Origin of the sequence: Streptomyces sp. NPDC047453 (assembly GCF_040643155.1) — a bacterium.
Classification (GTDB): Bacteria; Actinomycetota; Actinomycetes; order Streptomycetales; family Streptomycetaceae; genus Streptomyces.
The window spans coordinates 65035-80922 of record NZ_JBEYTS010000030.1 but is presented as its reverse complement, the minus strand read 5'-3'; the positions used below and the strand labels follow the sequence as shown (position 1 = coordinate 80922).

14 protein-coding genes are annotated in these 15888 nt (G+C 70.9%); 9 read left to right on the top strand and 5 right to left on the bottom strand.

Translation table 11 applies throughout. The features are described from left to right. Positions 1 to 184: 184 nt before the first annotated feature. Positions 185 to 1285: a helix-turn-helix domain-containing protein gene (locus ABZ818_RS24780; RefSeq protein WP_361418546.1), complete on the bottom strand. Its 1101-nt coding sequence runs from the start codon at positions 1283 to 1285 to the stop codon at positions 185 to 187. Between the two features lie 211 nt (positions 1286 to 1496). On the opposite strand from ABZ818_RS24780, the gene ABZ818_RS24775 reads away from it, so the two are divergent. After that, positions 1497 to 3047, top strand: coding sequence for an MFS transporter (locus ABZ818_RS24775; protein WP_361418543.1), 1551 nt, complete (start codon positions 1497 to 1499; stop codon positions 3045 to 3047). A 107-nt stretch (positions 3048 to 3154) separates the two neighbouring features. Here the strand turns inward: ABZ818_RS24775 and ABZ818_RS24770 are convergent, their stop codons facing one another. From ABZ818_RS24770 to ABZ818_RS24760, 3 genes are all read right to left on the bottom strand, one after another. Next, a complete protein-coding gene (locus ABZ818_RS24770; protein WP_361418540.1) occupies positions 3155 to 4381 on the bottom strand; it encodes an MFS transporter in 1227 nt (408 codons plus the stop codon). Positions 4382 to 4430: 49 nt separating this feature from the next. Continuing rightward, entirely contained in the window at positions 4431 to 5210 is a 780-nt protein-coding gene (locus tag ABZ818_RS24765) for an ankyrin repeat domain-containing protein (RefSeq protein ID WP_361418537.1), read from the bottom strand. A 97-nt stretch (positions 5211 to 5307) separates the two neighbouring features. Then, the gene (locus ABZ818_RS24760) at positions 5308 to 6237 is read right to left on the bottom strand and encodes a carbamate kinase (RefSeq protein WP_361418534.1); all 930 of its coding nucleotides are present in this window, start codon (positions 6235 to 6237) and stop codon (positions 5308 to 5310) included. 127 nt (positions 6238 to 6364) lie between these two features. On the opposite strand from ABZ818_RS24760, the gene ABZ818_RS24755 reads away from it, so the two are divergent. The 4 genes from ABZ818_RS24755 (at position 6365) to ABZ818_RS24740 (ending at position 10841) form a co-directional block, all read left to right on the top strand. Further along, positions 6365 to 7297 carry a DUF2877 domain-containing protein gene (locus ABZ818_RS24755; protein ID WP_361418531.1) on the top strand — a complete coding sequence of 311 codons (933 nt, stop codon included), beginning with the start codon at positions 6365 to 6367 and terminating at the stop codon, positions 7295 to 7297. Beyond that, a complete protein-coding gene (gene fdrA, locus ABZ818_RS24750; RefSeq protein ID WP_361418528.1) occupies positions 7294 to 8838 on the top strand; it encodes an acyl-CoA synthetase FdrA in 1545 nt (514 codons plus the stop codon). Before ABZ818_RS24755 ends, fdrA begins: the two co-directional genes overlap by 4 nt. Beyond that, entirely contained in the window at positions 8835 to 10262 is a 1428-nt protein-coding gene (locus ABZ818_RS24745) for a DUF1116 domain-containing protein (RefSeq protein WP_361418525.1), read from the top strand. Before fdrA ends, ABZ818_RS24745 begins: the two co-directional genes overlap by 4 nt. Positions 10263 to 10346: 84 nt before the next feature. Beyond that, a complete protein-coding gene (locus ABZ818_RS24740; protein WP_361418522.1) occupies positions 10347 to 10841 on the top strand; it encodes a DUF1097 domain-containing protein in 495 nt (164 codons plus the stop codon). A gap of 41 nt (positions 10842 to 10882) precedes the next feature. Here ABZ818_RS24740 and ABZ818_RS24735 read toward each other — a convergent pair whose 3' ends face one another. Next, positions 10883 to 11785, bottom strand: coding sequence for an MFS transporter (locus ABZ818_RS24735; protein ID WP_361418519.1), 903 nt, complete (start codon positions 11783 to 11785; stop codon positions 10883 to 10885). Positions 11786 to 11867: 82 nt separating this feature from the next. On the opposite strand from ABZ818_RS24735, the gene ABZ818_RS24730 reads away from it, so the two are divergent. The 4 genes from ABZ818_RS24730 to ABZ818_RS24715 all read left to right on the top strand — a co-directional run bounded on the left by ABZ818_RS24730 (position 11868) and on the right by ABZ818_RS24715 (position 15867). Continuing rightward, positions 11868 to 13073 (top strand): FAD-dependent oxidoreductase, encoded by a 1206-nt coding sequence (locus ABZ818_RS24730; RefSeq protein WP_361418516.1) that lies wholly within the window; start codon positions 11868 to 11870, stop codon positions 13071 to 13073. A gap of 81 nt (positions 13074 to 13154) precedes the next feature. Beyond that, the gene (locus tag ABZ818_RS24725) at positions 13155 to 14390 is read left to right on the top strand and encodes a cytochrome P450 (protein ID WP_361418513.1); all 1236 of its coding nucleotides are present in this window, start codon (positions 13155 to 13157) and stop codon (positions 14388 to 14390) included. A gap of 60 nt (positions 14391 to 14450) precedes the next feature. Next, complete coding sequence (locus ABZ818_RS24720) at positions 14451 to 14645, top strand: ferredoxin (protein WP_361418510.1); 195 nt, start codon at positions 14451 to 14453, stop codon at positions 14643 to 14645. Between the two features lie 184 nt (positions 14646 to 14829). Then, positions 14830 to 15867, top strand: coding sequence for a LacI family DNA-binding transcriptional regulator (locus ABZ818_RS24715; protein ID WP_361418507.1), 1038 nt, complete (start codon positions 14830 to 14832; stop codon positions 15865 to 15867). The last annotated feature ends 21 nt before the right edge of the window (positions 15868 to 15888 follow it).

The window sequence follows — 15888 nt, the reverse complement described above, 5'->3', positions numbered from 1 at the left end:
CGGCGGAGACCTCTTGTCCTCATGGGGAACACGGGAACCTCTCCATCTTGCACGGATACGTGAAATCGCACCTGTACGCGGGGTGCACGGTCCCACGCGCTCGGTGGCCTCGATGGTTCGGTACGGCCCGTTCCGCATACAAGAGATCAGCCCCGACGCAAATGTGCCGTGGCGCAAATGCGCCTCAACCGTGGTGGGATTCCGGTGGATTCGCGGGTGTCTCGTCCAGCCAGCCGGACCGGGCGGCGTGCCAGCCCAGCTGGAAGCGGGTGGCGGCGCCGACCTCCTCCATGAGGGCGTGCAGGCGGCGTTGGACGGTGCGGTGGCCCATGCCGAGCTGGCGGGCGATGGCCGCGTCGGTGAGGCCGACGTGCAGCAGGGCGACGATCTGCCGGTCGACGCCGTCGAGTCGGGACTTGCCGGGACCGTCCGGGCCGGGACCGGTGCCGGAGGCGCGCAGCCGCCAGCCCTTCTCGAAGTACTCGTCGAAGAGCGAACCGAGCGCGGTGAGCAGCCCGGTGCGGTGCACGACGAGCGCCACGGGTTCCCCCTCGCGCTCCGGGTCGAGGGGCAGCAGGGCGATGCGCCGGTCGACGATGACCAGCTTGATGGGCACCTTGTCGGCGACGACGATGTGCTGGCCCTCGGCCACGTAGGAGGCCAACGCGGAGGCGGTTGCGGGGCTTTCGAGCCAGTCACGCTCGATGACGCTGCGCATGACGACGCCGCGCCGGGCCATCTCGTGCTCGACCTCGTCGTGGTTCTCCTCGAAGGTGAGCACCGCGGGCACCCGTCGCAGCGGCAGCATGGTGCACACCTCGCCGACGGCCTGGCCCTGCATCAGCAGCAGTCTGCGCCGGATCGCCGCGGCACCCGACAGCACCTCGATGGGCGCGCCCGTGGCGTGGGCCTGGGCGGAGCGGTGCCGCTCGGCGAGGTCGGCGACCAGGGATTCGACGCGGTGCAGTGCGGTGCGGCGGGATTCGAGGAGCGGGCCGAGGGCGAGCACCGGCGAGGCGGCGCGGTAGCGCGAGACGCTCTCGTCGGTGCGGTCGGCGTTGGCCAGGCCGCGCTCGACCAGGTTGTCGAGGGCGCGCGTCACCTCGGCGGCCGGGCCCGTCGACCGGTCCGCCAGCGCGGCGGGATCACTGTCGGGCCGGTCGACGAGGAGCCGGTAGACGGCGCTCTCCCGGGGGCTCAGGCCGAGCTGGGTGAGCAGGGACGCGTCCGCCGGCTCCGGTCCGGCGGGGGCGTCGCCCGGCGGATGTATACCGTCGGTCCTCAACGTCCGGCCTCTGTGCGGGCGTTCCCGTCCCTGCCTGGATCTGTGTCGTTCACCACCGTGCCGCGCCCCGCCCCTGTCGTCCTGCCACGTCATTGACGGTGGTCAGGGTATCCGTCTGCGTTCTGCGCACGGATGAGGGTGGCGGTGAGGTTCACGTGGAGTACAAGTCTCATTTGGTATCCCAATTGCATTTTTTGGTATACAGAAAAGTATGCATGCCGCCGCACCGACCCCGACCCCCGTCCCTCAGCCACAACTTCCCGACTCCCGGCGCTGGTGGGCGCTGTGCGTCATCGGGCTGGCGCAGTTGATGATTCTGCTGGACAGCACCATCGTGAACGTGGCGCTGCCGTCCATGCAGACACAGCTGGGGATGGCGGACGGAGACCGGCCGTGGGTGGTCACCTCGTACACCGTCGCGTTCGGCGGGCTGCTCCTGCTCGCCGGGCGTATCGCCGACCACGCGGGGCACAAGCGGGTGTTCGTGGCCGGGCTGCTGGGCTTCGCGGTGGCCTCGGCCGCCGCGGGCGTCGCGCCCACCGCTCAGGTCCTGTTCGCCGCCCGTGCCGTGCAGGGTGCCTTCGCCGCCCTGCTCGCCGCCTCGGCGCTCGCCCTGGTCGCCACCACCTTCACCGACCCGCGTGAGCGGCGTAAGGCCATCGCCGTCTTCGGTGCCCTCGGCGGCGCCGGCGGCTCCCTCGGCGTGGTGCTCGGCGGGCTGCTCACCCAGTGGGCGGGCTGGCGCTGGTGCCTGCTGGTCAACGTGCCCATCGCGCTTCTGGCGCTGGCCGGCAGCATCTGGACACCCCGCGACCGGGCGCGGCGGCCGTCCGGGCGCGTCGACGTCGCCGGGGCCGTGCTCGGCTGTGGCGGTCTGACGAGCGTGGTGTACGGCTGCAGCCGGGCCGAGGCGCTGGGCTGGACCTCGCCGTACGTGCTCGGGGCGCTGGTCGGAGGGATGGCGCTGCTCGTGGCGTTCGCCTGGTGGCAGACCCCTGCCGCCACCCCGCTCCTGCCGCCGCGCCTCCTGCGCGACCGTCGCCGCGTCGCCGCGCTGCTCGCCGGTGGTGCCCTGATGATGGGGCAGCTGTGCGTCGCGCTGTTCCTCACCTACTACCTGCAGACCGTGCTGAGCTGGTCCGCGGTGGCGAGTGGACTGGGCTTCCTGCCCATCAGCATCGTCACCACCGCGACCGCCACCCAACTCGGCACGCGCCTGCTGCCCAGGTTCGGCCCCCGCGTCATGATGACGGCGGGCCTGTCCCTGGCCGCCTGCGGACTGGTCCAGTTCACGCTGCTGACCCCGGAGTCCAGCTACGCCGCGAACGTCCTTCCCGCGCTGGTCACGTTCAGCGTCGGCAACGGCGCAAGCTTCCTGGCCATCATGACCAGCGCCACCGCCAATGTGTCGGCCCATGACTCGGGGATCGCCTCGGCCTCGGTCAACTCCGCGCAGCAGGTGGGGGGTTCCATCGGATCGGCCGCCTTCAACACGGTGGCCGCCAGCGCCGCCGCGGCGTTCCACGGCGGCACACGGGCGGCTGCCGTGCACGGATTCACCACGGCGATCTGGGTTCCCCTGGGCGCGCTGGTGCTGGCGGCTCTCGCGACGGCCGTGCTGGCGGGCGCGGGGTCACCCGGCCGTACGAGCCCGGCCATACGCACGAACCGGGGGTCCCTCCACACAAGCCCGAACACAAACCCGGCCCGAGAGCCCCACCACGTGAGCGCCGGCACGCGATCCCAGGACCCCACTGCGTAAGGGCGGGAGCGCGGCCCCCGTTCCCCACCGCGTGGGGGGAGCACGTAACCAGCAGCGCCCTACCGCCTGGGACGAGCACGCCCCTGGACCCCGCTGCCTGAGGACCGTCAGAGAGTTCGCGACGCCGCTCCCCGGCTTCGCCACCGCGCGCCCGCCCAGCAGGCGCCCACGACAACGGTGGCGGCGGCGAGAACCGCGTACGCGACCGTGTAGGAACTCATGGTGACGACCGCGCCCGCGGCGAAGGCGCCGAGCCCGGTGCCGGCGTCGAAGCCGACGTTCCAGGCGACGCTGACGGAGGAGCGGGCCCGCTCGCCGGCGGAGGCGAAGGCCTGCACCAGCGTCAGGTTCTGCAGGCCGCCGTAGGCGACGCCCACGACGAGCATGCCGGCCACGACCAGGACCGCCCCGGCCGCACCGGACCCGCCTGCCGTGCCCGCGCCGATCACGGCGAGCCCGGCAGCGCCGGCGAACAGCAGCGGGGCGATCGCCGGGGCGGCGCCCCTGCGGTCCGCGACGTGTCCGAACCTCCATCGGCTCAGCGCCGCCGTCGCGGTGAACGCCAGGAGCGCGAGGTAGACGGCGCCCTGGTCGGACAGCAGGCGGGGGGTGAAGGTGAGGATGGCGCCGCCGGCCGCGGTGATGACAAGCAGCGCGGCGATCGGACCGATCAGGGCGCGGCGCAGCCGGCTGGTGTCCCGCGCTTCGGCGGGTGCGGTGGATATGTCGCCGCTGTCGTGCAGGGCGCGTGCCACGCGCGGTGCCAGCGGGATCGCGAGCAGGGGCACGGCCGCGCACGTGAACACCAGCCAGAATCCGACGCGTTCGGCCAGCCAGGGCGCGACCGGGATGAGCAGGCACTGCGGGGCCGCGATGGCGAGCCCGTAGGCGCCGATCGCCCGGCCGCGGCGGGCGGGATCGACGAGCGCGGCCACTCCGGTGGCGCCGCACACGGTGAGGATCCCGAACCCGAGGCCCCGCACCGCCGCGAGGGCCATGACGGCTCCCGCCTGGCTGGTGGCCAGATGGCCGAGGGCGGGGAGTCCGAGCAGGCACGAGCCGAGGGCCAGTGACCTCTGCCAGCCGAGGCGTTGGAGGATCCGGCCGACCAGCAGCTGAGCGATCACCGTGAAGAGCATCAGCACGGTGTTGACCAGGCCCGCGCCCAGTTCGTCCGCCCCGCCCTCGAGTGCCCACAGGGGGGCGACCGGCATCAGCAACGACAGGCCGGCGAAGCCCAGCGCCGTCGAGGCCAGCAGGGGTCGCATCCCCGGCACGCGCCACACCGGTATCTCCTCCCGGCAGGCGGGACCGTCACCTTGTTGCTTCAACATTCCGTAGATGGTAGGCCGTTCGCCTTGCCGTTCACGATGCCTCCCCTTGTCAGGACGCCCGGTCGATCTCCTTCACGATCTCCTGGTAGCCGCGCCGTGCCGCGAGGTCGCGGGGCAGGACTCCCTGTTTGTCGGGGATCGAGGGGTCGGCGCCCGCCGCGAGGAGCAGCCTGACCACCGTGACGTGGTCCCGGGAGCCGTTTCCGAGCACGATCGCCTCGTGCAGGGCGGTCCACGACAGGTTGTTGACGTGGTTGACGGGCACACCGGCAGCCAGCAGGATCCGGACGGTCTCGACGTGTCCGTGTTCGCTGGCGGGGATCAGAGCGGTCCCGCCGTAGCGGTTGGTGCTGCGTACGTCGGCGCCGTGTTCGAGGGTGAGTTTGAGGATCTCGTCGAGTCCCTCCGCGCCGGCGTACAGGAAGGCGGAGTCCTGGATCTCGTCCTTCGCGTTGGGATCCGCGCCGGACTCCAGCAGCAGGCGTGCCAGCTTGACGTGATGGGCCTTGGTGGCCATGACCAGCGGCGTCCGTCCCTGGTCGTTGCGCGCTTCGAGGTTCGCGCCGGCCTTGATGGCCCTGGCCGCGGAGCTCGTGTCGTTGTCCCCCACCGCCGCGAGGAGTTGCGCGGTCGCTTCCTTACCACTCACGGTGCTGGGTGACCGGCTCGTCGCCGGGGCCGGCACCGGAGGCGACGAGGTCCTGCTCGGCGGCACGGAGTCCGTTATCGCCGAGCAGGCGGCAAGGGTCAGCGCCGCGGCACCCACCGCCAGCGCGCGGGCCGTCCACCGGCGGGCCGAGGAGATCTTGTTGCGTGGAGTTTCGGCCATGTGCGGGCCCTCCGTTTCCTTTGCCAATGAGACAGCGGCCCCCGCACACGGCCCGTCGTCGGGCGGGGAACCGTTGCGGCCGCAAGAGCGGCCCGCGTCACACGTAGACGATGCCTGCGTCGACGTCCTCGCGGATCTCGGTGCCGACCTTGCGGGCCAGCAGGTCGTCGAGCCGGTCCAGCGGCCCGATGAGGGCACGTCCGCCGGCCCTCGCGACGTGGATCGCGGCGTCGATCTTGGGCTGCATCGACCCTTCGGCGAAGGGGAGTTGGGAAATGGCATCGGCGGACGCGGTCATGATGTCCCGCTGCTGCGGGGTGCCCCAGTTCTCGCTGACGTAGTCGCCGTCCGTCAGCATGACGAGAGTGTCGGCCTCCAGCTCCGCGGCCAGGGCCGCGCTGGCGAGGTCCTTGTCGACCACGGCCTGCATGCCGATCTCGCGGCCCTTGCCGTCGATCCTCACCGGCACCCCGCCGCCGCCGACGCAGACCACGAGCCGCTGGTTCTCCAGCAGCAGGCGCACGACCGGCGCCTGGACCACCCGGAGCGGGTTGGGCGAGGGCACGACCCGGCGGAAGGAACCGCCGTCCCGCGCTATCGTCCACCGGTACTCCGCGGCCGCCTCGGCGGCGTCCTGGGCCGAGTAGGTCGGGCCGATGAGCTTGGTCGGCCGCTCGAAAGCCGGGTCCCCCTCGTCGACCACCGTCGTGGTGAGCACGGCCGCCACCTCGCGCTCGCCGGCGAGCGCGTTGGACAGCTCCTGCTGGATGACGTAGCCGATCATGCCCTGCGTCTCCGCCCCCAGGATGTCCAGGGGGTAGGCGGCGACATCCCGGTAGGCCAGGTTCTGCAGCGCGAGCAGGCCGACCTGTGGCCCGTTTCCGTGTGTGATGACGACCTCGTGCTCGCGGGCGAGGCCCGCCAGGGCCTCGCAGGTCGACTTCACATTGGTGCGCAGCCGATCGGCCGTCATCGGCTCTCCACGACGCGCCAGGGCGTTCCCACCCAGTGCCACGACGACTCGCATGCTCGTTCCCCTCTCCTTGACGCGCTGGGCGGACAAGGTGCCCAACGTTCCACAGCAAGGTCAGATGGTATACCTTTTAGGCAACAGGGTTCCTCGGCTGGAAATGCCCGCACGACGGGGAGGGGTCATGACATCGCCCACTCTGCCGACCTCGGCTCCGGCGCTCTCCATCGACGCCGAGCTGGCCGCACGCCTGCGCCCCGACCCTCTCGCAGCACGCGTGGACTCCATCTTCGGTCGCACCGTAAACCTTCTGACCTGCGACAATGAACTCATCGCGCTGTGCGCGCGCGTTCTCGACGACGCACCCTGGAGCATCCGCGTCGACCTCACGGAGTGGTCGGCCTGGCGCCTCACCGTGGGCGACCCCGTCACGCTGGCAGCCCATGCGATCAGTCTCGGGGAGCCGGCGAAATACTCAGTGACGCTCAACGAGCCGGATGCATGGTATGCCGAATTGATCGAGCTGGGACTCGGTACGCAGGAGCTGCTCGCCCGGGCGAGGGTGCTGGCGGAACTGCTGTACGAGCACGGAGTGGCCGGGGGCATGCGCACCCCCCGAGGACCGGTGAACGTCTTCGACGCCGAGATCGGCGCCCGGCTGCGCCGGGGACGCAACGCGCTGGAGCGAGCCGTGCGGGCCGGAGACATCGCGGGCATGGCGTCGGCGATCACGCAACTGCTCGGCCTCGGGCCGGGGCTCACCCCGGCCGGTGACGACTTCCTGACCGGTATGGCTCTGCTGGCGGCCCAGCCGGGCAGCCACCTGTCCGCGTACGTCGAGGCCGTCCACGGTGTGCTGGACCGTCACCCGGACCGTACGACGCCGCTGAGCCGCATCACACTGCGCGAGGCCCTCCGGGGGCGGGCCCGCCAGAGCCTGCTCGACCTTCTGCACCGTCTTCTCGTCCCGGACGGACGGGACGCCGCGCGGCCGGCCGAGCACCTTCGAGTCCCGGTCTGCCGTGTGCTCGGCATCGGCCACACCTCCGGGACCGACCTCCTGTCCGGCCTGCTGACCGGACTCCGCCTGGAAGCAGAACTGAGAGGTTCCATGTGAACGTCACAGCAGTGGTCAAGAAGAACACCTATTTCGACTCGGTGTCCCTGATGTCGATCTCGACGAAGGCGAACCAGTTCGACGGCGTCGATCAGGCCTTCGTCGCGATGGCCACCGAGATGAACAAGGGAGTGCTGAAGAACCTCGACCTCCTCACGCCGGAGGTCGAGGGGGCGGGCAACGGCGACCTCATGATCGTCGTCGTGACGGCCGACGGTGTCGACGCCGACACCGTCATCGCCGGGGTCGAGGAGCTCCTGGTGCGCAAGGCGCCGGTCGGCGGCGAGGCGAAGGTCGTCCACCGCACCATCGCCTCGGCGGCCCAGGCGGACCCGACGGCGAACCTCGCGGTCATCGCCGTCAACGGCGCCTACGCCGCCCGCGAGGCACGCAAGGCGCTGGAGAACGACCTGCACGTCCTGATGTTCAGCGACAATGTCGCACTCGGCGACGAGATCGCGCTGAAGACGCTGGCCCATGACAAGGGCCTGCTGTTGATGGGTCCGGACTGCGGAACCGCGATCATCAACAACGTCGGTCTCTGCTTCGCCAACGCGGTGCGTCCCGGCTCGATCGGCATCGTCGCGGCCTCCGGCACCGGCTCGCAGGAAGTCAGCGTGCGCATTCACGCCCTGGGCGGCGGAATCTCGCAGCTCATCGGCACCGGCGGACGCGATCTGAGCGCCGAGGTCGGGGGCGTCATGATGATCGACGGCATCCGCGCCCTGGCCGCCGACCCGCGGACGGAGGCGATCCTGCTCGTCTCCAAGCCGCCGGCCCCGGAGGTCGAGCGGAAGGTCCTCGCCGAGATCGCCACAGCGGGCAAGCCCGTCGTCGTGTACTTCATCGGCGGATCCGAGCAGGCCGTCACCGAGGCCGGCGGACACTTCGCCGCGAGCAGCCAGGACGCCGCCCTCCAGACCGTGCGTCTGACCAGCGCACCGGAGTCGGCCGTTCCCGGTCTCGACGCCGATCGCGTCGAGGCCGTGCGCGCCAAACTGAACGCCGAGCAGCGCCACGTCCGCGGTCTGTTCTGCGGCGGCACCCTGTGCGACGAGTCGATGTACGCGCTGCTCGACGCCGGCGAGGAGGTCTGGAGCAACATCCAGAAGGACCCCGCCCACGTCCTGCACGCCGCGGACGCCAGCCGGGGCCACACCTTCCTCGACTTCGGTGACGACGAGTTCACCAACGGCCGTCCGCACCCGATGATCGACCCGTCCCTGCGGCTGGAGCGCCTGGTGCGGGAGGCGCAGGACCCGTCGGTCGGCGTCATCGTCATGGACTTCGTCCTCGGGTTCGGCGCGCACGAGGACCCGGTCGGGGTCACGCTGCCGGCGATCACGGAGGCGAAGAGCATCGCCGCCGAGGCCGGCCGTCATCTGGAGATCGTCGGCTACGTCCTCGGCACCGACCTCGACAAGCCGTCGCTGGCCGAGCAGGTCGCCGCACTCGAGTCCGCGGGGGTCACCGTCACCCGCAGCAGCACCGAAACCGGGCAGTACGCCCGCGCCGTCGTCCGGGAGGGAAACCGCGCATGACCAGCCCCACCACCCAACTCTTCGACGGCGAACTGAACGTCGTCAACGTCGGCCTGGCGATGTTCGATGACGACATCTCCGCCCAGGGCGCGAAGGTCACCACCCTCGACTGGACGCCCCCGGGCGGCGGCAACCCCGAGGTGATCGCCGCGCTCGACCTCCTGGCCCGGCCGGACGTCGCCGCGCGGATCGAGGCGGCCAACGCCGAGGCGATCGAGCGGATCACCAGCGCCAAGCCCATGCTGATCGGCTTCGGCCGGGCCATCGACGTCGTGCCCGGCATGACCCCGACCACGATCATCCACGCCGGCCCGCCCATCACCTGGGAGCGGATGTCCGGCCCGATGAAGGGCGCCGTGCTCGGCGCGATCGTCTTCGAGGGCCTCGCCGCCGACCTCGCCGAGGCCGAGCAGGTCGCCGCCTCCGGCGCCATCACCTTCTCGCCGTGCCACGAGCACGACTGCGTGGGTTCCATGGCAGGGGTCACCTCGGCGTCGATGTACATGCACATCCTGCACAACGAGACGCACGGCAACTACGCCTATACCAACCTGTCCGAGCAGATGGCGAAGATCCTTCGCATGGGCGCCAACGACCAGAGCGTCATCGACCGGCTGGTCTGGATGCGGGACGTCCTGGGTCCCATGCTGAAGGAGGCCATGGAGATCGGCGGACCGATCGACCTGCGCCTGCTGCTGGCCCAGGCGCTGCACATGGGCGACGAGGCTCACAACCGCAACATCGCGGGCACCCTGCTGCTCCTGCAGGCGCTCGCCCCCTCGCTGCTGCAGACGGGTTTCACGACCGAGCAGAAGAAGGAGGTCTTCGACTTCATCGCCAGCTCGGACTACTTCTCCGGGCCGACCTGGCTGGCCATGGCCAAGGCGGCACTGGACGCCGCGCACGGCATCGAGGGCTCGACGATCGTGACGACGATGGCCCGCAACGGTGTCGAGTTCGGCATCCGGGTCAGCGGACTGCCGGGCAACCACTGGCTGACCGGCCCGGCGCAGAAGGTCATCGGCCCCATGTTCGCCGGCTACAAGCCCGAGGACGCCGGGCTCGACATCGGTGACAGCGCCATCAGTGAGACGTACGGCTTCGGCGGCTTCGCCATGGCCGCGGCGCCCGCGATCGTGGCGCTCGTGGGCGGCACCGTCGAGGAGGCCGTCGCCTACACGCGGGACATGGGCGAGATCACCACCGCGCAGAACCCGAACATCACGATCCCCTCGCTCGGCTTCCAGGGCCTGCCGACCGGGATCGACGTCCGCAAGGTGCTCGACACCGGCATCCTGCCCGTCATCAACACCGCCATCGCGCACAAGGAGCCGGGCATCGGCATGATCGGCGCCGGGATCACCTACCCGCCCGCCGAGGTCTTCGAGAAGGCGGCTCTCGCCCTCGCCGAGAAGCTCGCCTGACCCCGCGGCGGACCGCCCCGGACCGCCCGACGGCCACCGGGGCGGTCCGCCGCCTTCCTTCACACCATCTCAGGGGAGAATGGTTTGAACTTCTACCGGCTTGCCACGGCGGCGTTCACCGGCCTGCTCTGCGGTCTCTGGGGCGGATTCGCGGGCCTGATGGACCTTTCGGCATGGGCGGGCTTCGCCGGCTGCACGGCGTACTTCGCCTGCGGTATACGCCTGATTCCAGGGGCGGCGCTCACCGTGTCGTCCTCGTTCGCGGGCGTGGGGTGCGCCTGGCTGATGCTCCAGGGCGCGGACCTGCTGGGCAGCGCCAACTCCGCTTACGCGGTGTCCGTGGGCTTCTTCGTCATGTGCATCGTGCTGCTCGGACGGTTCAAGTGGACGTCGTTCGTCCCGGGCACCTTCGTGGGCTGCTACTCGCTCTTCGCCATCAAGGACAACGACTGGGTGGTGCTGCTGGCCTCCCTGGCAGTAGGTGTCCTGCTCGGTCTGGTCTGCGACTGGGGCGGCAGCACGATCTTCGCGCGGTGGAAGCCCGGCACCGACGCCGAACCCGTCGGCCAGGAGAGCTGAGGCGGCGTTTCCGGCTTCCCGGCCTCTGTGCGCCGCGCTCGTCATGGAGTACGACGGCCACTGAACGTCAGCAGCGCCGGCACGCGCAGCGCCAGAACCCCGAGCCCGCAGACAAGGAGGAGAGCCGCGCAGAAGACCGTCCTGGCCACCCCTGCCCGCTCCGCCGTCGCGCCGAGGACAAGGGTGGCCACAGGCATGACGCCGATGCAGAGTTCCTGGAGTCCCAGTGCCCGGCCGTGGACGGCCGGATCGGTCGTCAGCGGCAACAGGGTGGTCTGCAGCACCCCGAAGGCCGCGCTGGTGAGGCCGATGAAGCACATGACCACGAACGACAACGACACCGTGCGGGACAGGGCGAACACCGCCCACAGAGCGGCCCAGACCGTGGTGCCGAAGACGAACACGCCACCCTTGTAAGGGAAGTCGCCCATACCGGCGATGACGAGTGAACCGGCCAGTCCCCCGATGCCGCTGCACGTCAGCAGAGCCCCGAGTCCCGCGGCGTCGAGCCCGAGAGACTCCTCGGCGAAGACCGGCATGAAGGCTTGATAGACCGGCCACAACAGGGTGTTCGCCGCCAGGGTGACGACGAGCACCGCCACCGCGAGCCGACTGCGCGAGATGATCCGCAGTCCGCCGACGACCATCGCCCGCACCGACTGCGCCTGGTCGTGGACGACCTTCCCGTACCCGCGCAGGGGCAGAAGCATCAGGAGCGAGAGCCCGTACCAGGCGGTCGAGACCCACAGCGCGGCCGGAGCGCCGATCGCCGCGATCATGGCTCCGCCGAGCCCCGGGCCGATCACCTGCGACGGTGAGCATCCCGTAGACCCTGTCCCGCGTCGCGGCGCCAAGTCAAACGATTGACTAAACGTGCCGCCGGGACGTAGCTTCCCCGTGGGGGCATGAGTCGGGGAGCCTTCTCCGGCCCTTGCCCCACTCATTTGTCAGAAGTCTGTTCAGTGCTGCCGGGCGGGTCACGGGACGCCGGTCGAGCGCTTGTCGGCCGGCGAGTTGGAGCAACACGTGGGTGATCGGCCGGGCATATGCGTCGTGGGCGGTTCCGTCGCCGGCACCGCGGCCGCGCAGGCGCTGCGGACCAAGGGCTATGACGGGGAGATCCGGCTGATCGAGGCGGAGGCGCAACTCCCCTACGACCGACCGCCGTTGTCCAAGCAGGTCCTCCAGGGCGTGCTCGACCTCCCGGCGCTTCAGTTCCAGTCGACCGCGCACTGGTCCCGGCTGGGGATCACCCTCACGCTGGGCGCGTCGGTGACCGGGCTGGACCCCGAACAGCAGGTGCTGCGGCTGAGCGACGGATCGGAGCTGCGGGCGTCCGGATTCGTCCTGGCCCCGGGGACGGAGTCCAGGCCCCTGCCGTTCCCCGACGAGCAGGCCCGGGTGCGCCGGCTGCGCACCCTCGAGGACGCGCTCGTGCTGCGCGGATCGCTGCGGACCGCCCGGTCGATCGTGCTCGTCGGCGCCGGCTTCATCGGCCTGGAGGTGGCCGCGACCGCCGTCCGGCTGGGGCTCGACGTCACCGTCGTCGAGCTGCTTCCGCTCCCGCTCGCCCCGGCGATCGGCGAGGTCGCCGCCGAGCGGGTGTGCGCCGCCCACCGTGACAGCGGCGTCACCCTGCTGACATCGCGTTCGGTGACGGAGGTCAGGGGCGACGGGCGGTTCTCCACCGTCGTCCTGGACGACGGCCGGGCGATCGAGGCGGACATCGTCGTCGCCGGTGTGGGGGTGCGCCCGGCCACCGGCTGGCTGGCCGGATCGGGCCTGGAACTGGGCGACGGCATCGAGGCCGACGCCTACTGCCGGACCTCGGCGGACCTGGTCTACGCCGCCGGTGACGCGGCGCGCTGGCACAACCCCGCCTTCGGCGCCCGGATGCGTGTCGAGCACTGGAGCACCGCCCGCGAGCAGGGTGCGGCGGCGGCCGCGAACCTGCTGGGCGAGCTGCGCGGCGAGGGCGCGGCCCGGACCCCGTTCGTGCATGTGCCGTACTTCTGGTCCGACCAGCTGGACATGAAGATCCAGCACGTCGGCCGCATCCTCGCGGGCGGGCGCAGCGAGGTCGAACACGACGGCGACGGCGCCCTGTTCGTCACGCACCGGTTCGGCGACCGGCTGACCGGTGCGACGACGATCAACCGCCCGAGGGACGCGATGCTCTCGCGCAGAAGGATCTCGGAGGAGTGCGAGCGGCTGGGGCCGCCCAACGGCTGAGCGGACTGCCGGCAGGCCGTCCGAGGAGCCGCGTTCGGTGCACCGGCGCACCGGTGAGCGTTGACGTTGAAAGGAAGAACCATGGGCAGTTCGCAGCAGGACGCGCAGATTTTCGATCCGACCGACCCCGAGTTCCTGAAGGACCCCTACCCGGTTCTGAACCACCTGCGGGAGAACACCTCCGTCGTCAGGGCGGAGTCGCTGGGACTCTGGCTCGTGACGCGCCACGAGGACGTGTTCGCGTGCCAGCGGGACGCCCGCCTCACCCGGAACTTCAGCCACAAGTACACCCCTGAGGAGATGGGAGTCGCGCCGCGCGACGCCCGGTGGGCCGACTTCTGGCAGGCCGAGCGGTGGAGCCTGCTGGACCTCGAGCAGCCGGACCACACGCGGATCCGCTCGCTGGTGTCCTCCGCCTTCACCCCGCGCCGGGTGACGCAGATGCGCGAAGCAGTCCGCGCCCGCTCCCGGAAGCTGCTCTCGGACCTCGTCGAGCAGGGCGAGTTCGACCTGCTGCACGACTACGCGATGCCGTACTCGGTGTCGATCGTCTGCGAACTGCTCGGAGCCGACCAGGAGCACGCCCCGCTGTTCCTGGACTGGGCACACGCGATGGTGAAGATGTACGAGCTCGACACCACCGAGGAGCAGGCGAAGCAGGCCAACGACTCGGCCGCGGCCTTCATCGCCTGCGTCCGCGAACTCATCGCGCTGCGCCGCCGGCAGCCCTCCGACGACCTGGTGAGCGCCCTGGTCCAGGCCGAGACGGAGGAGGGCAGGAAGCTCACCGACGACGAGATCGTGTCCACGGTGATCGTCCTGCTGAACGCCGGTCACGAGGCCACGGTCAACACCACCGGCAACGGCATGACCGCCCTGCTGCGCCATCCCGGCCAGTGGGCGCGGGTGACCTCCCAGGAGGTGGCCCCGCGGCAGGCGGTGGAGGAGGTCATCCGCTGGGATCCCCCATTGCAGCTGTTCGAGCGCTGGGTGCTGGCCGACGACGTCGAGATCGCCGGCCAGAGGATCCCCTTCGGCTCGAAGATCGCGATGCTGTACGGCGCGGCCAACCGCGACCCGCGCCTGTTCACCGACCCGGAGGTGCTGGACGTCGGCCGGGTGAACGCGTCCCGCCACGTCAACTTCGGCGGCGGTGTGCACGCCTGCCTGGGCGCGCCGCTGGCCCGCATCGAGCTGGAGGAGACCTTCACCTCGATCCGGGACCTGTGCCCGGACCTCGGGCTCGTCGAGGAGCCGCGCCGCAACTCCGCCTTCGTCATCTGGGGCATGGAGTCGGTCCGCGTGGCCGTGCGCTGACCGCTCAGCCGACAGCCCAACAGCACGTCAGCACGTCAGCAGTCAGTAGGAGGAAAACCCATGCCACGCCTGCACGTCGACGAAGCCCTCTGCAAGGGGCACGGTCTGTGCTACTTCGGCTGGCCGAAGATCTACGACCTCCGGGAGGACGGCATCGCCGTCGCCCTGGTCGACGAGATCCCGGCCGAACTGCTGGAGGAGGCCCGGAACTCCGTCGAGGCCTGCCCGGAGCGGGCCCTGAGGATCGTGGACTGACCTCGGTTCTCGTGTGCGCGCGCCTGGCGGCGGACGGTCCGGCCGCCGCCAGGCGTGCACTGCTCACCGGGCCCCGGCGCCGGAGCCGCGGAACGTATCATCGACGCTGGCGAGCCCGGTCGGACCGGGCCGCGGCGCTCGCAGGGGCTGGTCGCCGGCCTCCGGCGGGAAGGGAGTGGCACTCGTGGCACGCCGCCGGGTTACGGGCGCCGATGTCGCCGCCGAGGCGGGGGTGTCAGTCTCCATCGTGTCGCTGGTCCTGAACGGGAAGGACTCCGGGAGGGCGAACCAGGCCACCCGGGACAGGGTCCACGCGGCCGCTCAGCGGCTCGGATACCGCATCGACCGCCGGGGCCGCAGCCTCGCCACCGGCCGGACCGGCATCGTCGGTTACGTCGCGCCCGATGTCGCGACCCCGTTCTTCAGCAGTGTGCAGATGGGTCTGCTGAGCGAACTGAGCCCCGAGTACCAGGTCCTCACCGTGGTCACCGCCCTGGGTCAGACGGTCAGCCAGGAGAGCGTCCGGCGGCTGCTCGACCTGGGCGTGGACGGCCTGATCATCTCCACGGTCGAAAGCGACCTGGTGACGTCCCTGAACCCTTCGTGCCCGGTGGTGATCCTCGACTCCCCGGGGCGGCAGAAGGACCTGCCGCGCGTCAACCTGGACGTCGGCGGCAGCGCCAGGGAACTCGCCCGCCATCTGACGGGCCTCGGCCACCGGAGGTTCGCCTACCTCGACATCGACACCCGGACCCGGACCCTGGAGGCACGCCGCAGGGCGTTCACCGACGAGGCCCGGAAGGCGTCGGAGCAGGTGGGCGTCGTGGTGGCGCGCTCCCCCATCGACGTGACGGCGGCCTACGACAGCGTGGCGGGCAACTGGCCCTCCTGGCGCGACTCCGGAGTGACCGCGCTGGTGTGCGGCTCCGATCTACAGGCGTTCGGCGCGCTGGCGGCGCTGCGTGACCTCGGGGTCGGGGTTCCGGAGGAGGTGTCCGTGGCCGGCGCCGACGACCAGCCGATGTCCCGGATCGTGCAACCGTCCCTGACCACAGTGAAACTCCCCTCGTTCGAGCTGGGCAGCCTCGGCGCGCGGGAGTTGCGCAAGGCCATGGACGGGCCGGACGCGGTGGCGAGGCGGCCGTTGGTGCTGCCGACCCGGCTGGAGATCAGGGAGTCGACCGGCAGCGCGCCGGGAACCCGCCGGCCCTCGCCCCGCTGACGCACCCCCTTGGCGGGCGCC